The following is a 19,224-nucleotide window of genomic DNA, read 5'->3' as shown; positions in this document are numbered from 1 at the left end:
GTGCCTCCAGGAATCGAACCAGGGACACATGGATTTTCAGTCCATTGCTCTACCAACTGAGCTAAGGCACCATTATTATCAATATTTCAATTTTCTATTTAACTTCTTGGCTTTTGGTAAAACCAAGCACATGGATTTTTTGTCTCCCGATACTTCGGGACTCAACAACTGAGCTAAGGCACCATGTCGCTATAAGCGGCTGCAAATATAATTTCAATTTTACGATATACAAACAAAATCACGAAAAAAGCCTTGTGTTTTTTTGTTTTAAGCTCTTCCCATACTTCAAATTAAAAATTAACCTAGTGACGAAAAAGTTAATATACTGTTTGCATGACGAATAAGAGTTGATGCGAGCACAAATGTAACACCATTGTTTTTTCATAAAATCTTCTTAATAAAATCTAAATGCCCGAGGTGCTTATCTATTTAATTCGCTATTTTAGGGCGAGTCATTTAAAAAAGACACGGTATCCACTCTTTTTTGAATGCTGACTAGAACTAACGAACACGCCCTAGTCGCTTTAAGCTATGTTTTAAAAGGACAAGGGGACAATAACTTAATAACACTAGATGAAAAGAAGAGACTTTGTACAATTATCGGGAATGGGCGCAGCCTCACTCTTGGTGCCAGCTAGTTTGATGGGAAATAACATTCAGGCAGAAGCACTGCTGGAGCCAGGCATGGATGTTATAGTTAAGAAACGCATGGCAGATGTAGCACTCAATACCGCAAAATCGATGGGGGCCACCTATGCGGATGCTAGAATAGGTAGATACTTGAACCAATATGTCTTTACAAGAGAGGACAAGGTACAAAATGTGGTTAATACAGAATCCTTTGGAATCGGTATACGGGTCATCGCTAATGGGACTTGGGGTTTTGCCTCCACCAACAGTGTTACTGAGGATGGTATCAAAAAAGCGACACAACAGGCTGTAGCTATCGCGAAGGCAAATTCTAAGATTCAGACAGAGCCCGTTAAATTGGCTCCCGTGCAAGCGCATGGTGAGGTATCCTGGAAAACGCCTATTCAAAAAGATTTTAAAGAGGTTCCGGTTTCCGAGAAAGTAGATTTACTTTTAAATGCAAACGCGGCCGCTATGGATAATGGCGCCAATTTCGTAAACTCTGCATTGTTCATGGTGAACGAGCAAAAGTATTTTGCCTCAACGGACGGTTCTTATATAGACCAGGATGTACACCGTATATGGCCTACTTTCGGCGTTACTGCGGTCGATAGGGAAGCGGGTAAGTTCAAGACTAGACAGGCCATGAGTGCCCCGATGGGTATGGGTTATGAATATTTGGACGGTCTGGCTTCCGAAAAACTGGAAGGTCCGGCAGGTATCACTCTATATAGAAAGAGTTATGATATTGTGGAGGATGCGGTACAGGCCGCTAAACAGGCAACACAAATGCTCACGGCAAAATCAGTGGATCCCGGGAAATATGATTTGGTCTTAGAGCCTAACCATTTAGGGTTAACGATCCATGAATCTGTTGGGCATCCTTTGGAACTGGACAGGGTGCTCGGTTACGAAGCAAACTACGCGGGTACAAGTTTTGCAACGTTGGACAAGTGGAAATCCGGTGACTTTAACTACGGTAGCGATATTGTAAACCTTGTTGCCGATAAAACCATGGAGGGTAGTCTTGGTGCTGTCGGTTATGATGATGAAGGAGTAAAATGCAAACAGTGGGATTTGGTCAGGAACGGAACATTGGTAAATTACCAGGCCATTCGTGATCAAGTGAACATTATTGGCCAGAATGAATCCCATGGATGTTGTTATGCCCAAAGTTGGAACGATGTGCAATTCCAAAGAATGCCCAATGTATCATTAGAGCCGGGTAAAGAAAAATATTCCATTTCCGAAATGATAAAGGATGTTGAAAAAGGAATCTATATCGCGGGAAGAGGCTCTTACTCTATCGACCAACAACGGTATAACTTCCAGTTTGGAGGTACTGTTTTCTATGAAATTAAAGATGGTAAAATAGTGGGTATGCTAAATGACGTGGCATATCAGTCCAACACGCAAGAGTTCTGGAACTCCTGCGCAAAGATTTGTGATGAAAGCGATTACAGGATGTTCGGTTCCTTCTTTGACGGTAAAGGACAGCCATCACAGATAAGTGCGGTATCCCATGGTAGTTCTACCACTAGGTTTAACGATATCAACGTAATCAATACAGGTCGTAGCATCTAAGCAATTCACCCAACAAAAAATACTAAAATGGCAATATATACAGAAGAAGAAGCTAGAAAAATAATGGAGAAAGCATTGCGTTTTTCCACGGCTGATACTTGCGAAATAAACTTGAGCGGAAGTGAAAGTGGTAACATACGTTACGCCCGAAATTCCGTCTCCACCTCCGGGCACCGATCTAACCAAACCTTGGTGGTGCAATCCAGTTATGGTAAAAAGTCCGGGACGGCAACCATAGACGAATTTGATGATGTCTCCTTAGAAAAAGTAGTGAAACGGGCAGAGGAGTTAGCGAAATTATCTCCGGAGAATCCGGAATTCATGGAGCCTTTGGAGCAGCAAACCTATGATGAGGCAATAAATTATGTGGAGGCAACGGCAAATATTTCACCAGAATACAGAGCTACCGTTGCGAATGACAGTATACAACCGGCCATAGCCAACGATGTAACCGCAGCGGGATTTTTGGACGATTCTTACGGGTTTAGTGCCATGCTCAATTCTAAAGGTTTATTTGCCTATAACAAATATTCCAACGTAGATTTTACGGTGACCATGCGTAGTAATGATGGTACAGGGTCTGGATGGGTTTCTAGGGACTATAACGATATTGCCAAGTTCGATGCTTCGGAAGCCTCGAAAACAGCAATTGATAAGGCCGTACTTTCCAAAGAGGCCAAGGCCATAGAACCGGGAAAATATACTGTGATTTTGGAACCGGCGGCAGCGGAAAATCTAATCACTAATCTGGGTTATTCCATAGATGCCAGAACTGCCGACGAAGGTCGTAGTTTTATGTCTAAAGAAGGAGGCGGAACCAAGATAGGGGAGAAAATTGTGGACGAACGCGTGAATCTTTGGTCAGACCCCCTACATCCAGAAGTACCCACCGGTACTTGGAACGGTTCGGGACAAGCTTTAAAGAAAACTTCTTGGATAGAAAACGGAGTCGTAAAGAATTTGGCCTATAGTAGGTATTGGGCCCAGCAAAAAGGGGTAGACCCTATACCTTACCCGGATAATCTCATTATGGGCGGAGGAGACGCCTCTCTTGAGGATTTGATAAAAAGCACAAAAAAGGGAATTTTGGTAACGCGTTTATGGTACATCAGAACCGTAGACCCGCAAACCCTACTCTATACGGGATTAACAAGAGATGGGACTTTCTATATTGAAAACGGAGAAATCAAGTATCCTGTTAAGAACTTTAGATTTAATGAGAGTCCAATAATCATGTTGAACAACTTGGAGACACTTGGCAAACAGGTGCGCATCAACGGTAATCTTATACCATACATGAAAATAAGGGACTTCACTTTTACGAGTTTATCGGACGCGGTTTAACGTGAGATACGTAAATAAACTGGTTGTAGCTGATGTCTGTTGCAACCGGTTTTTTCGTTATAACAAAATTAGAATGGTACCCTCTTGAGCACAAATTTTTTCTTTACTAGGCTACAGTATGAATCCGGGGATTGGGATGTAGATCAACGAATGCCCTCCAATCTTTTGAATTCTTTGGTGGAGTACACCACTTTAAAGGTCAATACGGTAGAGAATATCGTGCCCTTGGCGAGCGATGCCATTTTTAAGTGTCCCTTCTGCTACCTGTCCGGTCACAAACTAGTGCAGTTCACAAAAAAGGAAAGAGAGAACTTTGAGAATTATGTGAACAACGGGGGCTTTGTTTTTGTTGATGATTGCAACCATGACATCGATGGACTTTTTGCCAAATCCTTTGAACGTCAGATGGAAGAAATATTTGGGAATAGCAGGTTAAAGAAATTACCCAATGACCATGAACTATATTCCATTTTTTTTGAATTTGAGGATGGCCCGCCAACCACGTCCCAAGAGCTGAACGGTTGGGGAGATGACCTTGTCCATGAGTATTTAAAGGCAATTGAGGTAAATGGTAGGGTCGGCGTACTCTACAGCAATAAGGATTATGGATGCGAATGGGATTATGATTTTAGAAACAAACGTTGGTATAAAATAGACAATACACGATTTGGAGTGAATATCGTGATGTATGCATTAACTTCTTAAAGTATTCGTATGGATAACAAACTGCTGAAAGCAGAACAAGAAATAAAGGAACTGACCGATAAACTTTCCTTGCTAAAAAAAGAGATTGCCAAGGTCATTGTGGGGCAGGAAGAGACGATTGAGCATTTGCTGATCACTTTTTTAGCAGGTGGCCACGCCTTATTGGAAGGAGTGCCAGGTCTTGCAAAAACTCTATTGATACGGACCCTTTCACAAGCCATAGATTTAAAATTCAATAGAATTCAGTTTACGCCAGACCTTATGCCTTCGGATATCATTGGTACGGAGATTTTAGAAGAGGACCATAGTTCCGGGAAGAAATTCTTCAAATTTAATAAGGGGCCAATTTTTGCGAATATCATCCTAGCGGATGAAATTAATAGAACTCCTCCAAAAACCCAGGCGGCATTGCTTGAGGCCATGCAGGAATTTGAAGTGACCTACTCTGGGGAAACCTATCCCATGGCTAGGCCATTTTTTATTTTAGCCACCCAGAACCCCATTGAACAATCGGGTACTTTTGCCTTACCGGAAGCCCAACAGGACCGTTTTTTGTTCTATATTAAAATAGGATACCCTACTGCCAAAGAAGAAGCTGCCATCTTAAAGAACACCACGGGTTCAAAGAAAGCGGTTATAGAAAAAGTGCTGGGAGGGGAAGATATCATAAAGCTGCAGCAATTGGTACGTGACGTTCCTATCAGTGACGATTTAATCGATTTTGTCAATAAAATTGTGAGGGCTACTAGACCAGAAACGACGACAGACGCCTTTGTCAAGGAATGGGTAAGTTGGGGTGCAGGACCCCGTGCCGGGCAGGCTATGATTTTAACGGCCAAAGCACGGGCATTACAGGATGGAAGACTAGCGGTAACGGAAGAGGATTTAAAGAAGGTCGCCTTTCCTGTGTTGCGCCATAGGGTTATTGTGAACTTTAGGGCAGAAGCAGAGGGGATAACTTCTGATAAGGTTACTGAAAAACTATTGGAACATTCGCGTTCATAATCGAAAAAGGTGAAACAGGATTATAGACAATTACTTCAACCAAAAATCATCAACAGTGTATCTGGCTTGTCACTTATAGCAAGGGTCATTGTAGAGGGATATTTATCGGGTGCGCATCAAAGCAAGCGGGTTGGTCCTGGGCTGGAATTCAGTCAATACCGGGGTTATCAGCCCGGGGACGATATGCGTTTGTTGGACTGGAAAATGTTGGCAAGGTCGGGTCGGTTTTATATCAAGGAATCCGAGATAGATACTCAGGTAGCTGTTAAATTCATTGTAGACGCAAGCGCATCCATGTTGCATGAGGAAGAAGGGCTGTCCAAAATGGACTACGTGAGGGTTTTGGTAGCTTCATTAGCACATCTTTCCTATAAACAAGGAGATGCCACAGGTCTTTTTTCACTGAACAATAGCCGTTTGCGAGCATTGCATCCCACATCCCACAAGCAACATTACAATCGCTTACTGCACGAGCTTATAAAGATTGAAGGGAGTGGCAATTGGCCATTGGACAGGAATTCCGTTACGGAGATTCATCACGGCGGTCAGAAGGAATTATTGTTCGTAATTACGGACATGTACGAGCAAAATGGGGAGTTGACCAAATGGATTCAATCGCTAAAGACTTCAAGAAACGAGGTGGTAGTACTTCAGGTTTTAGGAAAAAACGAATTGGAATTTAATTATACGGGAGCACTGGTATTTGAAGATTTGGAAACAGGAAAACGTGTAAAGGTGAATGCGAAAAACAGCAAAGCGCAATATCTAAAAGAGATGGAGGCCGCTTTGGTAAAGACTAAAAATTTCTTCTTAAGTAATACCATTGGTCATGAGGTTTTTCGTTTGGACAGTCCCATGGAGGAGGCTTTACAACTATTTCTTAAAAAACGAATGCGTTTAAATTAATTATGAGTTTTCTACACCCAACATATTTATGGGGACTGCTTGGTCTTTTAGTGCCTTTGATAGTTCATCTTTTGAACAAGGGAGAGGTGAAGACCATTAAAGTAGGAAGTATTCAATTTTTAGAGGCTCAAGAAACTACACAGACCAAAAAGCTGAAGCTCAACGAATACCTATTACTGCTGTTGCGAACGCTATTGCTGGGTTTACTGGTATTGGCCATTTCAGGGCCCACTATGCAGTCTCCAATGCCTAGAGAGGCATTAACCTATTTTATTGAGCCTTCCCTGCTACAGAATAATAGGATGAAATCCCTTTTGGAAAGCAAACCCCAGGCATCATTTCGATTGTTTTCTACCGATTTTCCTTCCCTGGATACCGATGAAATACCGAATACCCGACCTAACTATTGGCAGCTTGTACAATCTTTGAACGACTTTCCATCGGACAGTATAGTGATATTCTCGGAGTCCCGAATTTCTGGGATACGAGGAATACGGCCCAAGATGTCCCCCACAATCAATTGGGTGGTGATGAACCAAGAATCGACCTTAGATACGATTATTGGAGCCTATAAAACAGAAGAGGATGTGGACTTGGTTCGTTTGTTGGGTGATAATAGCTATACGGAAATTCAAAAAATTTCCCTATCAGCAAATAAAAATAGGTCTGCTCAATTATTGGGCGATAGCCTTAAACTGGAGGAGAATGGTAAGAGCAGTACGGTAGAACTATGGAGAAAAGACACCTTGGGCATAGGGTTGTTTTATGATTCCGATTTTTCGCGTGATGCGCAATATATGATGGCAGCCTTGGAGGCTGTTTCAACCTATGCGAAACACCCCATGACTATTAAAGCCTTTAAAGACGAAGCCGAATCCTCCGTATCTGACTTTGATTTTTTGATTTGGCTGAAAAGTGATTTCCCTCCAAAAACAGATAATAACTATATCATGTTTAAGCAGGATAGTCTTTCAGGTCAGTTAATTTCAAAGGGTAATAAAGCCAGGAGTTACTTTTTAACGGATAGACTGTCTATTGCCAATACCCTTGAGGGTAAATTGACAGAAAGCTTACTGGAAATTATTTCTCCAAGTCCTGAGTTAACAGAAAAGATTGCCTCCTTGGATAAGCGGGTTTTGGCCAGCGAGGAATTGGTGCCATTGGCTTCGGAACGTTTAATGAGCGACATTGAGGTAAAAAAAAGCGCTCTAGAACCATGGTTTTGGTTGCTGGCCATAATGGTTTTAGTAGTAGAACGGGTACTTTCTAAATCAAGGAGGCAATGATGGAAGCACAGGACATACTAAAAAAAATACTGCTGAAATGGCGGGTATATCGCTTCATGGAAATAGCCTTTCTTGCTTTAAGTTTTGCGATGATTGCCTATTTATTATCGGTTTCTTTGGTAATAGCACTTTCGGCCTTTGTAGTGGCAGGACTTATTGGAGCATTATACTGCCAACCATGGAATTATAGTTTAACCGATATCTGTAGTCATTTGGATGCTAGTTTGAGGGTGTTAGAAAATAGCGCCTCATTACTGTTACAACCTGAAGAAGAATTGACCCTTCTGGCCAAAATTCAACAATCCAAAATAGCCCAAACCCTAAAATCCAATAAAAAATCCATTTATATTAAAAATAGGGTTGGACTAGGTGCATTAATTACCTTGTGTTGTTCTGGATTAGTAATGTTCTGCTATTTTAATGGGGCATTGGAAAACCCCAAAACTCAAATACCGCAGACCACGCAAAAAGATGACATAGTGATTACAGCTTTGGATACCGCAACCGTAGCGATTGTTCCGCCCAAAATCAATAAGCAAGTTATCATCATAGATTACCCTGAATACACCAACAAAAAACGGCTGGTTACTTCGGATATGAATATTAAGGCTTTGGAAGGGTCGACCGTAAAATGGCGTATAGATTACAATCAAAAAATAAAGGCGTCCTGGTTGCAATTTGGCACCGATAACGTTTCCATGTCAAAAAAAAATATGTCCTACGTTGCCCTTAGGAATGCTGAAAATTCTAGTTTTTATAATCTTAAGTTTTTAGACACTTTGAAAAATAGGTACATATCGGATTTGTACGCTCTTGAAGTGTATAAGGATGAAGCGCCATCAATTAACATCAGAGGGTTACAACCGTTTACATCTTTTGATTTTGCCGAACCGCAGCTATTGGAGTTTACGGCTCATGTAAAAGATGATTTTGGTCTTACTGAGGTAGCGATTATAGCAACGGTGAGTAAGGGTACTGGGGAGTCCGTTAAGTTTAGGGAAGAGCGGCTGTCATTTGACAACTTCTTTAAAAAAGCTTCAACCTCTTCTTTACTGAAGAAAAAACTGGATTTGAGAACACTGAAAATGGAGCCGGGAGATGAGCTTTATTTCTATGTTGAAGCTACGGATATCAAAAGCCCAAAACCAAATAGCACAAGAACTGAAACTTTTTTTTCCGTAATAAGGGATACGGTTAAGGATGGTTTTGAGGTGGAAGGAACCATGGGTGCGGACTTGATGCCAGATTATTTTAGAAGTCAACGTCAATTGATTATCGATACGGAAAAACTAATAGCTGATGAAAGCAAGCTAGAAAAAAAGGAATATAATTTTAAGAGTAATGAGTTGGGTTTTGACCAAAAAGCCCTTCGGTTAAAGTATGGTAAATTTATGGGTGATGAAACCGAAGAACCTGTAGCTCCCACGACCAATACTATGGCGGATACAGATTTCGAAGACCCTCTGGCCTCCTATTCCCACAAGCACGATTCGGATAATGAACACAATTTAGTGGCGGAAGAAGAACACGATCATGAGCATGATCACGAAGAAAGTCAAGATCAGGAAGAAGATCCCCTGGAGGCTTATGTTCATAATCATGAAGACCCGGAAGCATCTACCTTGTTCGCACAGTCGTTGAAAAGTAAATTGAAACAGGCCATGGCTGAAATGTGGGATGCTGAGTTGTACCTACGCTTGTTTGAGCCAGAGAAATCGCTACCCTACCAATACAAAGCACTAAAACTGATTCAAGAAATAAAGAACAGCGCCCGTATCTATGTGCATCGCATCGGTTTTGACCCTCCGCCGATCAAGGAAAGTAAGCGCTTGTCCGGCGAATTAGGTGAAGTTAAGAGTTCTAGCAAACAGGCGGACTTGGAAAAGGAATTTCCCTATATTTTTATGAATAGGGCCATTGAAAGACTGGAGCTTTTACGGACCACAAAAGTTTCGCTTCAGCCAACGGATAGGGAAATTTTTCAAAAGGCCGGCGAGGAGTTGGCTCTTTTGGCGATAAAAGAGCCAAGTAAGTATTTAAACACATTACAAGGGTTAAAGTTGCTTTCCGAAGCCCAGAACAGCAATGAAGAAGATTTAAAGGCAATTCAAAAAGGCTTGGTGCAAGCCTTGCCCAATTTGTCAGCGGAGCCTGTTAAAGGTGATAGTTACAGCAGTAGGCTGAATGAATTAATGTTAGATGCTCTGGAGAACAATGAATAGCGCTATTCAATTTATAAACGAAAAATGGCTGTGGCTCTCCCTTCTAGTGATGTTTGTTCTAGTACTACTCTTTATTTGGAAAGAATGGAAAGGACGCTTTAATCGTATTTTTTTCATCAATAGTATCGTGGCTTTGATAGGGCTGGTGGCGCTACTGTTCATGTTTCTTAACCCAACATGGGCAGAGGAAGTTCAAGGGAAAGCGGTATTGCTTACGGAAGAATTTCGTCAAACTCGATTAGATAGTCTAAAAAATCAGGAACAGTTCATAAAAGAAATCAACTACGTTGCAGGGAAAAATCTAAAGGAGGCACTAGCTTCGGTGAACGAATTATTTATTTTGGGGCACGGTGTGGCCGCATTCGATTATTGGCAACTTGAGGAAATTTCCGTAAACTATCTAGAGGGCCAGTTTCCCAGCGGCATTATAAAATTAAACTATCCCAAGGAAAGTAGCGTTGGAACGGAATTGATTGTGAAGGGGATGTATAACGAGCCAAATTCAGGCACTAAGTTGCTGTTACAGGGTGCCGCAGGAGAAAGCCTTGATTCCACTGTTTTAAAAAGCGACAGCAGACAGGGATTCACCTTAAAAGCGAAGTTGAAGACCGAAGGAAAATTTGTGTATCAGCTTGTAGAAACGGATAGTGTTGGTAGCTTGATTAATACGGATTCATTGCCAGTTGTAGTAGCGGGTAAAGAGGTGTTAAAAGTACTTATCGTAAATGAGTTTCCATCTTTTGAGACAAAATACCTAAAAAACTATCTATCCGAAGAGGGTCACGAATTGGTGGTAAGAAGTAAGATTACTAGTGGCAAGTACAAGTTTGAGTATTTCAACACAAAACGCGAACCAATCTATGGGTTTACCGAAAAGTCATTGGCTTCCTTTGATGTTTTAATCCTGGATACGGAGACTTTTTTGGGATTAACCCGAAGTGCTGAAAGAATTGTGGCTAATAGCATGTCACAGGAAGGTTTAGGGGTTTTTGTGCAGCCAAACAATGGCTTGTTCAAGGCAAGGAATACTTTGGTAGATTTTAGTGCCACGCTAGATGGAAAGGAAAAGCTTTCGCTGCCCGGATGGTCTAAAGTTCCAATCGAAAAACATCCATACCGGTTCCATATTGCAAGTTTAAGAGAATCGCTCATTGGAAATTATGCAAAACGTATCGTAATGGGAAAAGGTGTTATAGGAACAAGCTTAATAAAAAATTCCTATGAATTGGTCTTGAGGGGAAAAAGCGATATGTATCAAGAAATTTGGTCATCTATCTTAAACGGAATTTCCAAAAAAACGGAACCAGCGGCAATTTTCGATGTCTCGGATGAGATGGTTTTTGTAAATAGACCTTTTGAATTCGGCGTGAGAACTAAGAAGGACAGGCCTCAAGTGCAACATAGTACTGGTTATGCTATTCCCTTGATAAAGCATTTTAATCTTGATGATAAGTGGCGAGGAACTCTTTATCCACAACAGAAAGGTTGGGATAGCTTAAATCTTCAGTTGGATACTACTATAGCAATGAACTATTTCGTAATGGATACTTCGAAGTGGAGCGCATTGGCCTCGGCGAACTCTATAGCTGAGAACAAACGTTTTTTTAATCAAGGAGAAAAGAAGACGTTAAAAAAGGAAATCTATCTATCGGTTTCAAGGCTTTGGTATCTTCTTGTTTTCATTTGTTGTATGGGTTATCTATGGCTTACACCAAAATTATGGAATTGAAATTATGTGATTGTACATTGTTCTTTTCCCTTTATACCTTTGTAAAATGAATTTGATAATAGATCAGGGAAATACATTTGTAAAATTTGCGGTTTTTAATAAAGGAAAACTACTATTTGATGAATCCTTTACATACGACCGATTCGTTGACAAGGTGAAGGAAATTTTTAAATCCTACCCTAAGATTAACCGGGCTATTATTTCCACGGTGGGAGAATTGGATAAAAAAGATCTTGCTGTCCTCTCCTTGTTTGCGAAAGTGCACGTTCTATCACATAAGTCTAAGGTTCCTTTTAAAAATAGTTACGCAGCACCGCATACCTTGGGTATTGATCGCATTGCTCTTATAACTGCAGCATATTATCATAATCCACATCGCAATACGCTTGTCATCGATGCGGGCACTTGCGTTACGTATGATATTATCAATGATTTTGATGAATACTTGGGAGGGGCTATTTCACCCGGTTTACAGATGCGCTATAAGGCAATGCACGAGCAAACTGCAAATCTTCCTTTATTAGAAAAAGAGGAGATTATAGACTTTATCGGCAACGCTACCAACAGCAGTATGCACAGTGGGGTTGTTAATGGGCTTACCCAGGAAATTAGTGGTGTTGTCCATCAATATGGTTCCCGTTTTAAAGATTTAACAGTTATTTTAACAGGGGGTGATGCCCAATTTTTGTCTAAACGACTAAAAAATACCATCTTTGCGGATTCCAAATTCCTCTTGAAAGGACTTAATTATTTGCTGGAATACAACAAGCATTAGATGATCAAAAAAATTGTAATTGCAATTGTGTGCTTCGCCACGGCTGGTTTGTACGCTCAAGATGGTACGGTTTCTCCCTATTCGGTTTTCGGTATCGGTGATTTAAGAACTACAAGTACGGTAGAGAATCAAATGATGGGTGGTATGGGTGTCTTTACGGATAGCATTCATATAAATCTACAAAATCCTGCAGCATACGGGGAATTAGGTCTAGAACAGAATAACAAGGTAGGACTGGTGAATTATACCGTAGGTATTTCTAACAGGCAGCTAAGACTTAAAAGTTTCACGGAAGAGCAAAGTAGTTCTGTGACCAATGTAGATTATTTGGCACTTGGTTTTAGTCTAGGTAAAGGATTGGGTATGGGTTTTGGAATTATGCCCTATTCTTCCGTAGGTTACAATTTGGTCGATGAAAGACAAAGTGGTTCCCAGCCGCTTACCAACGTTTTTAGTGGTGAGGGCGGACTTAATAGGGTTTTCTATTCTATTGGATATCAATTCATCAAGGATTTTAGTATTGGGGTTACCGCCAATTTTAATTATGGAACTTTGGAAAGTGAACGTCTACAACAAATAGAAGATGTTCAATTTGGCACGTTTGACCGGCGAACGTCCCGGGTAAATGGTTTTGATTTTAATTATGCGATCAACTATACACCAACGATAAAGGATAAATATACCCTCCACGCATCTGCGAGAATAAATACGCAAGGAAACCTAGTCGCCAAGAACGATAGGCGTATCGGTTCTTTTTCTGTTGCGACTGGTGGTAATATTGAGGAGGTAAACGTTAACCTAGATGCGCTGAACCTCAGAAATACAGAATTAAAAATACCGACCACCACAACTCTTGGATTGGGATACGGTGAGGACTTAAAGTGGTTTTTGGGGGCAGAATATAGCTTTCAGGGTTTAAGCTCTTTTGAAAATTCATTCTTGGGAATAGGTAATATCGATTATAAAGATGCAAGTTCTTTTGCTTTTGGAGGATTTTACACACCGGACCGTAGTTCTTTTTCAAGCTACTTAAAAAGAATTACATACCGCGCCGGGCTGCGTTTGGACAAGACCGGAATGGTGGTGAACGACGTGGATATAAATAACTTTGGCATAACTTTTGGATTAGGACTACCACTGGGACAAAGTTACTCTAACCTTAACATCGGTTTTGAAGCCGGAAGAAGGGGGACAACAAGAGCAAATCTAATAGAAGAAAGCTACTTTAAAATTAATGTAGGACTTTCCTTAAACGATTTTTGGTTCCGTAAACGAAAAATAAATTGATAAAAATTTAGTACATTAACCACTTTAAAATAAGCAAGATGAAAATGAAACTTTACTTCACGGCAATTATGTTCTTAGGAATGATGGGGGTAAGTAATGCACAGGCTCAAAATCCTGAATGTATGACTAATCTGTCCATATTTTCGGAACACGCAAAAGTCAAAAACTACGATGCGGCATATGAACCTTTTAAAAAGGTCTATGAAACATGTCCACAGCTCAATAACGCTATATATGTTTATGGAGAACGTATCTTAAAGCATAAAATCGATAAAGCTTCAGGAGCTGAAAAAGATGGTTTTATCAAAGATTTAATGGGTCTTTACGACGATAAAATGAAATATTTTTCCAGTAAGACCAATATGGCGGAAACAGAAATTGACAAGGTCTTGTTGCAGTATGATAATAAGATGATGGATGATGCTGGGGTATATGCAGGTCTGAGTAAGCCTTTTACGGAGGATAAAGCAAACTTTAAGAACCCTAAAGCACTTTATCTTTATTTCTCTAGTCTGGTTGACTTGCACAATGCCGGTCAAAAAGAATTGCAGGAAGTTTTTGATGTGTATGATGAGGTAACGAGTAAGATTGATGAAGAAAATGACAAACTCACGGACAGAATTGCTACCCTGTTGCCAAAGGAAGAGGCCGGTACGTTGACTTCAAAGGAGAAAAGGAGATTAAAATCTTACAATTCTTATTCCGAAAACTATGGTAAGATTGCTGGGAGTATAGATTCTAAATTAGGTAAACTTGCGGATTGCGAGAACTTAATTCCACTATATCAGAAGAATTTTGAGTCTAGAAAGAATGATGTGAAATGGGTAAAGAGTGCCGTGGGAAGAATGTTCAGCAAAGAATGTACGGACGATCCTTTATTTAAAACCATGGTGGAGGTGCAGGCAGAGTTAGACCCATCCGCGGACGTGTATGTTTACTTAGGTTCGTTAAAATCTAAGAGTGGAGATACAAGCGGAGCAGTTGCTGATTTCAACAAAGCTTTGGAGTTAGAGACCGATGCTAAGAAAAGATCCAATATTGCTTATAAAGTAGCTACAATTTATAGAAGGGGAAGTAAATCTACAGCTAGAAGCTATGCTCAAAAAGCGATAGATGCAAATGGAGCTAACGGTAAAGCATACCTATTAATTGCTAGTCTGTATGCGGGTAGTGCCAATGCCTGTGGAAGTACACCTTTTGAGAAAAGAGCTATTTACTGGAAAGCAGCGGATATGGCGAACAGGGCCGGTCGTGTAGATCCTTCGTTACGAGGTAGAGCTAGTCAAGCAGCTGCAAGTTATAATGCGAAGGCACCAAGTAAAGAAATGATATTCAGTTCTGGAATGGCCGGTAAAACGGTAACATTTTCCTGCTGGGTAGGAGGAAGCATAAAAGTTCCTAATTTGTAAATGATAAGATATATCATAGATATGGTCAAGGGCATTGCCGTGGTTTCCATGGCAATGCTTTTTTTGTGCTGTCAGGATAATTACAGGCGTGTAGGAGAGGAAGCGAAAAAAGAGATTTATCCCCAAGGGATAGCCAAGAATTTTGTCCTCACTTATACAGAAATTCCAGAGAAGATAGGTGCCGAGGATAATGGTTCTTCCGAGGTTTTGGCCGTCCTTTCAGGGCCGGTTAGAAATGATTTCGAAAATTTGATTTTTCCCTATCAAACTTTTCCTGAAGGTCTGCTTGTGGAGATTTTCAACGAAAAAAACGAAAAGACCACTATTGAGGCCGATTATGGAATATATTATGGGGCAACTACCATAGTAGATTTACAGGGCAATGTTATGATCAAGGGGCATGACGGTAAAGAATTGGAAACTCCCCAACTCTATTACGATAGAGGTAACGAGTGGGCTTTTACACAGGAAAAGTTTAAGTTTACCAATCCTGAAGATGGAACGGTGATGGACGGCGAAGGAATGGATATTAAAAAGGACCTAAGCTTTTTAAACGCACACAAAACGTACGGGCTAATGCTCATTAAAGAAAGTGAAGATGATTAAAATTTTAAGATACACGGAATATTTATACCTCATTGTGGCCGTATTTTCTGCTTACCGTATTTTTACCGATTGGAACAGTGATAGGTCAATGGCTTATATATTCCTATTCTTTGCCGTTATTTCTACGGCGATGTTTTTCTTTAGAAGAACCTATCGCAAAAAGTTTGAAAAAAGACAGAACGATTCTAAAAACTAATAGTGGATAGCTCCGTACTGATCATTATAGTCTCGCTACTATTTTCCGCCTTTTTTTCAGGTATGGAAATCGCCTTTTTTTCGGCCAACAAAATACATATTGAAATCGAGAAAAAGCAAGAAGGTTTTTTGGCCAAGGTATTGACAAGGCTCACAAAAAAACCCTCTAAGTTCATTGCTACAATGCTTATTGGCAATAACGTAGCCTTGGTGGTGTATGGGCTTTTTATGGGCGAGTTGCTTATGGAGTGGTTTGCCGGTATTCCTACTTCAAATACAGTTATAAAGACCCTGGTAACCGATTTTAGTCTTCTGACACAAACGGTTGTTTCCACATTCGTCATCTTGATAACAGCAGAATTTCTACCTAAGGTCTTATTTCAGATTTATGCCAATAGCCTTTTAAAACTACTTGCGATTCCCGCGTACATATTTTATATCTTTTTTTCCTTGATTTCGGATTTCGTGATTGCGGTTTCGGACTCCATTTTAAAATATGTCTTTAGGACTCCGGGAGATGAGGTGCAGCTGGCGTTCAGTAAGATTGAGCTTGGCGACTATATCACGGAACAAATGGAAACGGTAAAGGAAGAAGACGAGGTGGATTCCGAAATTCAGATATTCCAGAATGCATTGGAGTTCTCTGCCGTAAAAGCCAGGGAGGTAATGGTTCCAAGAACCGAAATAATGGCCGTGGAGATGCACGAAACTCCTAAGAATTTGGCAAAGATTTTTACGGAAACAGGTTTTTCTAAAATTTTAGTGTACAAGGAAACCGTGGACGATATCATCGGGTATATACATTCGTACGAGTTGTTCAAAAAGCCAAAAACAATAAAGAGTATTTTGCTGCCGGTAGAGTTTGTTCCGGAAACCATGCTTATTCAAGATATATTGAATACACTTATTAAGAAGCGGAAAAGTATGGCCGTGGTTTTGGACGAATACGGCGGAACTAGTGGTTTAATGACCGTGGAGGATATTGTTGAGGAGCTCTTTGGGGAAATTGAGGACGAACATGACAGTACTGATTTAAGAGAGGAACAGATAGACGAGACACACTTCCTGTTCTCAGCAAGATTAGAAGTAGATGCTATCAATGAAAATTATAAGCTTAACTTGCCTAACCTTGACGAATATGAGACGCTGGGCGGGCTTATTGTGCATCAAGTAGGGGAAATCCCAGAAAAGGATGTAGAGATTTTAATAGAGAATTTCAAGTTTACCATATTGGAAGTTTCTAATACCAAAATAGATTTGGTTTCCATGGAAATTCTCGAGGAAGTTTAATGCGCTTATCACAATCATTGCAAGTGTTTTAGTTTTTATTATTTCAATTAAAAATGGTAATTTCGCCAACTGATTTTAATTTTTCGATAGAATGGCAGTTTTAGAAAATATAAGAAAACGAACTACGGTTTTAATACTCATTATCGGTCTTGCACTCTTTGCATTCGTTATTTCTGGAGTATTTACAAGTAGTAATTTTGGAGGAGGAGAAAAAGTAGGTTCTTCCGTGGCGGAAATAAACGGGAATGAAATTTCCATAGATGATTTTAGACAAAAGGTAGAGTCCGCCTCAAGAAGAGTAGGTCCTACAACGACTTCGCTGCAGGTAATGAATCAGGTTTGGGATAGGGAAGTTCGTGCCAGTATCCTTAGTGAGCAGTTTGAGGATTTAGGAATAGGCATTGAGCAGGATCAAATAGTTGACTTTTTAAGAACTACCGGATACGCCCAGAATCCTGAATTTCAAAATGAGAACGGAATATTTGACCCAAATAGGTTCAAACAAACTGTAATGGACTGGAAAGTGAATAATCCTGCACAGTACGAGGTATGGTTGCAAACGGAGCAGGAGATTATTCAGATGGCGAAGGAGCAAAAATATTTCAATTTGGTTAAAGCAGGTGTAGGTGCTACCTTAAAAGAAGGTGAATTAGATTACAGATTGGCCAACGAGAAAATTGACTTAAAATACGTGCGTGTCCCTTATACTTCAATTCCCGATAGCACAATAAATGTCACTAAAAGTGAAATCTCCGCCTACATTAGTGAACACAAAGAAGATTTTAAGCAGGATGCGGCAAGGGATATTCAATTCGTGTATTTTGAAGAAAAACCTTCAGATGCGGATGATGCGGCGGTAAAAGCGGATTTAATGAAGTTGTTGGACGACTCCGTTGAGTACAATTCAGCAACGGATAGGAACGACACGATAAGAGGATTTAGAAATACTACGGATATGGCCGCTTTTCTAGATCGCTATTCCGATACGAAGTTTGATACGGTATACAGGGCGAAAAAGAATCTTCCTTCCAGTGTTGCCGACACACTGATGACCCTGAAGGTTGGAGAGATTTACGGTCCCTATAAAGAGCGTGGGTCCTATCAGATTTCTAAGATGATGGGCAGAAGAGCTAACGGTTCCGTTAAGGCCAGTCATATATTATTGACCTACGAAGGGGCTACGAGAGCTAATCCAGAAATTAAAAGAACAAAGGAAGAGGCGGAGAAAAAAGCAAAAGAGCTTTTAATCGAAGCTAAAAAATCGGGTGTTGTCTTCTCGGAATTGGCCAGAGATAATTCTGATGGACCATCGGCACCAAACGGAGGAGATTTGGGATACTTTCAAGAGGGGACTATGGTTCCTAAATTCAATGATTTTGCCTTCAATAATGCTGTTGGCACTATTGGCCTAGTGGAAACGGACTTTGGGTTTCATGTAATCCGTATAGACGATAAGGAAGATATTGTTCAACTGGCAACCTTATCAAGAGAGATAGTTGCTTCGGAAGAGACTATCAATACCTTATTTACCGACGCTACCAAATTTGAAATGGAAACAATAGCGGATGAAAGTAGTTTTTCCAAAATAGCAAAGGATAGCGAGTATCTGGTAAGACCCGTTAACAAAATAAAGCAATTGGATGAGAACCTTCCAGGTTTGGGGTCGCAAAGGAATATTGTGCAATGGGCCTTTAATAATGAAACGGAGGTTGGTGATATTAAACGTTTCAATATCAATAATGGATATGCCGTAGTACAATTGACAGGAAGCTATAAAGAAGGCCTAATGGCTGCAGAGGACGCTTCTGCAACGGTACTGCCCATTATTAGAAAAGAGCGTAAGGCGGCACAGATTATGGCTGCAAATGCAGGCAAAGCAATGGAGGCTATCGCGAAGGATAATAACGTTACGGTATCCACAGCATCTGCACTAAGTGTAAAAACACCTACAATACCAGGAGCAGGTGGTGAACCTGCAGTAGTAGGTACGGCATATGGTATGGCACAAGGGGAAACTTCCGAACTACTGGAAGGAAATTCAGGAATCTTTATGGTAGAGGTAACAAAAAGAACGGAAGCTCCAAAATTGGAGAACTACAGTACCTATGCCAATACACTAAAGAACAATGCGGCCTCAAGAGTGAATACCGCAGTATATACTGCTTTAAAAGAAGCTGCTGAAATTGAGGATAAAAGAGCTACATTCTACTAGGAAAATGTAGTTTTACCATTTTGAAAAGTCTCCCAAGTG

The 19,224-nt window shown here is 40.5% G+C and carries 15 protein-coding genes; all 15 read left to right on the top strand.

The window, feature by feature from the left end; genetic code table 11:
- Nucleotides 1-573: 573 nt before the first annotated feature.
- Complete coding sequence (locus BFP77_RS16640; RefSeq protein ID WP_099575180.1) at nucleotides 574-2,214, top strand: TldD/PmbA family protein; 1,641 nt, start codon at nucleotides 574-576, stop codon at nucleotides 2,212-2,214.
- Nucleotides 2,215-2,241: 27 nt separating this feature from the next.
- Nucleotides 2,242-3,558 carry a TldD/PmbA family protein gene (locus BFP77_RS16635; protein ID WP_099575179.1) on the top strand — a complete coding sequence of 439 codons (1,317 nt, stop codon included), beginning with the start codon at nucleotides 2,242-2,244 and terminating at the stop codon, nucleotides 3,556-3,558.
- An 84-nt stretch (nucleotides 3,559-3,642) separates the two neighbouring features.
- The gene (locus BFP77_RS16630) at nucleotides 3,643-4,263 is read left to right on the top strand and encodes a DUF4159 domain-containing protein (RefSeq protein WP_099575178.1); all 621 of its coding nucleotides are present in this window, start codon (nucleotides 3,643-3,645) and stop codon (nucleotides 4,261-4,263) included.
- Nucleotides 4,264-4,272: 9 nt separating this feature from the next.
- Entirely contained in the window at nucleotides 4,273-5,268 is a 996-nt protein-coding gene (locus tag BFP77_RS16625; protein WP_099575177.1) for an AAA family ATPase, read from the top strand.
- Between the two features lie 9 nt (nucleotides 5,269-5,277).
- Nucleotides 5,278-6,174: a DUF58 domain-containing protein gene (locus BFP77_RS16620; RefSeq protein WP_099575176.1), complete on the top strand. Its 897-nt coding sequence runs from the start codon at nucleotides 5,278-5,280 to the stop codon at nucleotides 6,172-6,174.
- 2 nt (nucleotides 6,175-6,176) lie between these two features.
- Nucleotides 6,177-7,460, top strand: coding sequence for a BatA domain-containing protein (locus tag BFP77_RS16615; protein ID WP_099575175.1), 1,284 nt, complete (start codon nucleotides 6,177-6,179; stop codon nucleotides 7,458-7,460).
- Nucleotides 7,457-9,682, top strand: coding sequence for a tryptophan-rich sensory protein (locus tag BFP77_RS16610; RefSeq protein WP_099575174.1), 2,226 nt, complete (start codon nucleotides 7,457-7,459; stop codon nucleotides 9,680-9,682). Before BFP77_RS16615 ends, BFP77_RS16610 begins: the two co-directional genes overlap by 4 nt.
- Nucleotides 9,660-11,411 (top strand): hypothetical protein, encoded by a 1,752-nt coding sequence (locus tag BFP77_RS16605; protein WP_143751931.1) that lies wholly within the window; start codon nucleotides 9,660-9,662, stop codon nucleotides 11,409-11,411. Before BFP77_RS16610 ends, BFP77_RS16605 begins: the two co-directional genes overlap by 23 nt.
- 46 nt (nucleotides 11,412-11,457) lie before the next feature.
- Nucleotides 11,458-12,186 (top strand): type III pantothenate kinase, encoded by a 729-nt coding sequence (locus BFP77_RS16600; RefSeq protein ID WP_099575172.1) that lies wholly within the window; start codon nucleotides 11,458-11,460, stop codon nucleotides 12,184-12,186.
- Nucleotides 12,187-13,473 (top strand): hypothetical protein, encoded by a 1,287-nt coding sequence (locus BFP77_RS16595; protein WP_099575171.1) that lies wholly within the window; start codon nucleotides 12,187-12,189, stop codon nucleotides 13,471-13,473.
- Between the two features lie 38 nt (nucleotides 13,474-13,511).
- The gene (locus tag BFP77_RS16590; protein WP_180272384.1) at nucleotides 13,512-14,882 is read left to right on the top strand and encodes a tetratricopeptide repeat protein; all 1,371 of its coding nucleotides are present in this window, start codon (nucleotides 13,512-13,514) and stop codon (nucleotides 14,880-14,882) included.
- Nucleotides 14,883-15,488, top strand: coding sequence for an LPS export ABC transporter periplasmic protein LptC (lptC, locus tag BFP77_RS16585; protein ID WP_099575170.1), 606 nt, complete (start codon nucleotides 14,883-14,885; stop codon nucleotides 15,486-15,488).
- The gene (locus tag BFP77_RS16580) at nucleotides 15,481-15,684 is read left to right on the top strand and encodes a hypothetical protein (RefSeq protein ID WP_099575169.1); all 204 of its coding nucleotides are present in this window, start codon (nucleotides 15,481-15,483) and stop codon (nucleotides 15,682-15,684) included. The genes lptC and BFP77_RS16580 overlap by 8 nt, the downstream gene beginning before the upstream one ends.
- A 2-nt stretch (nucleotides 15,685-15,686) precedes the next feature.
- The gene (locus BFP77_RS16575) at nucleotides 15,687-16,973 is read left to right on the top strand and encodes a hemolysin family protein (protein WP_099575168.1); all 1,287 of its coding nucleotides are present in this window, start codon (nucleotides 15,687-15,689) and stop codon (nucleotides 16,971-16,973) included.
- A 91-nt stretch (nucleotides 16,974-17,064) separates the two neighbouring features.
- Nucleotides 17,065-19,185 carry a peptidylprolyl isomerase gene (locus tag BFP77_RS16570; protein WP_099575167.1) on the top strand — a complete coding sequence of 707 codons (2,121 nt, stop codon included), beginning with the start codon at nucleotides 17,065-17,067 and terminating at the stop codon, nucleotides 19,183-19,185.
- Nucleotides 19,186-19,224 lie beyond the last annotated feature (39 nt).

Source organism: Maribacter sp. 4U21 (genome assembly GCF_002742365.1).
Classification (GTDB): Bacteria; Bacteroidota; Bacteroidia; order Flavobacteriales; family Flavobacteriaceae; genus Maribacter.
The sequence above is the reverse complement of the archived record's forward strand: the minus strand, read 5'-3'. Positions and strand labels throughout refer to the sequence as shown.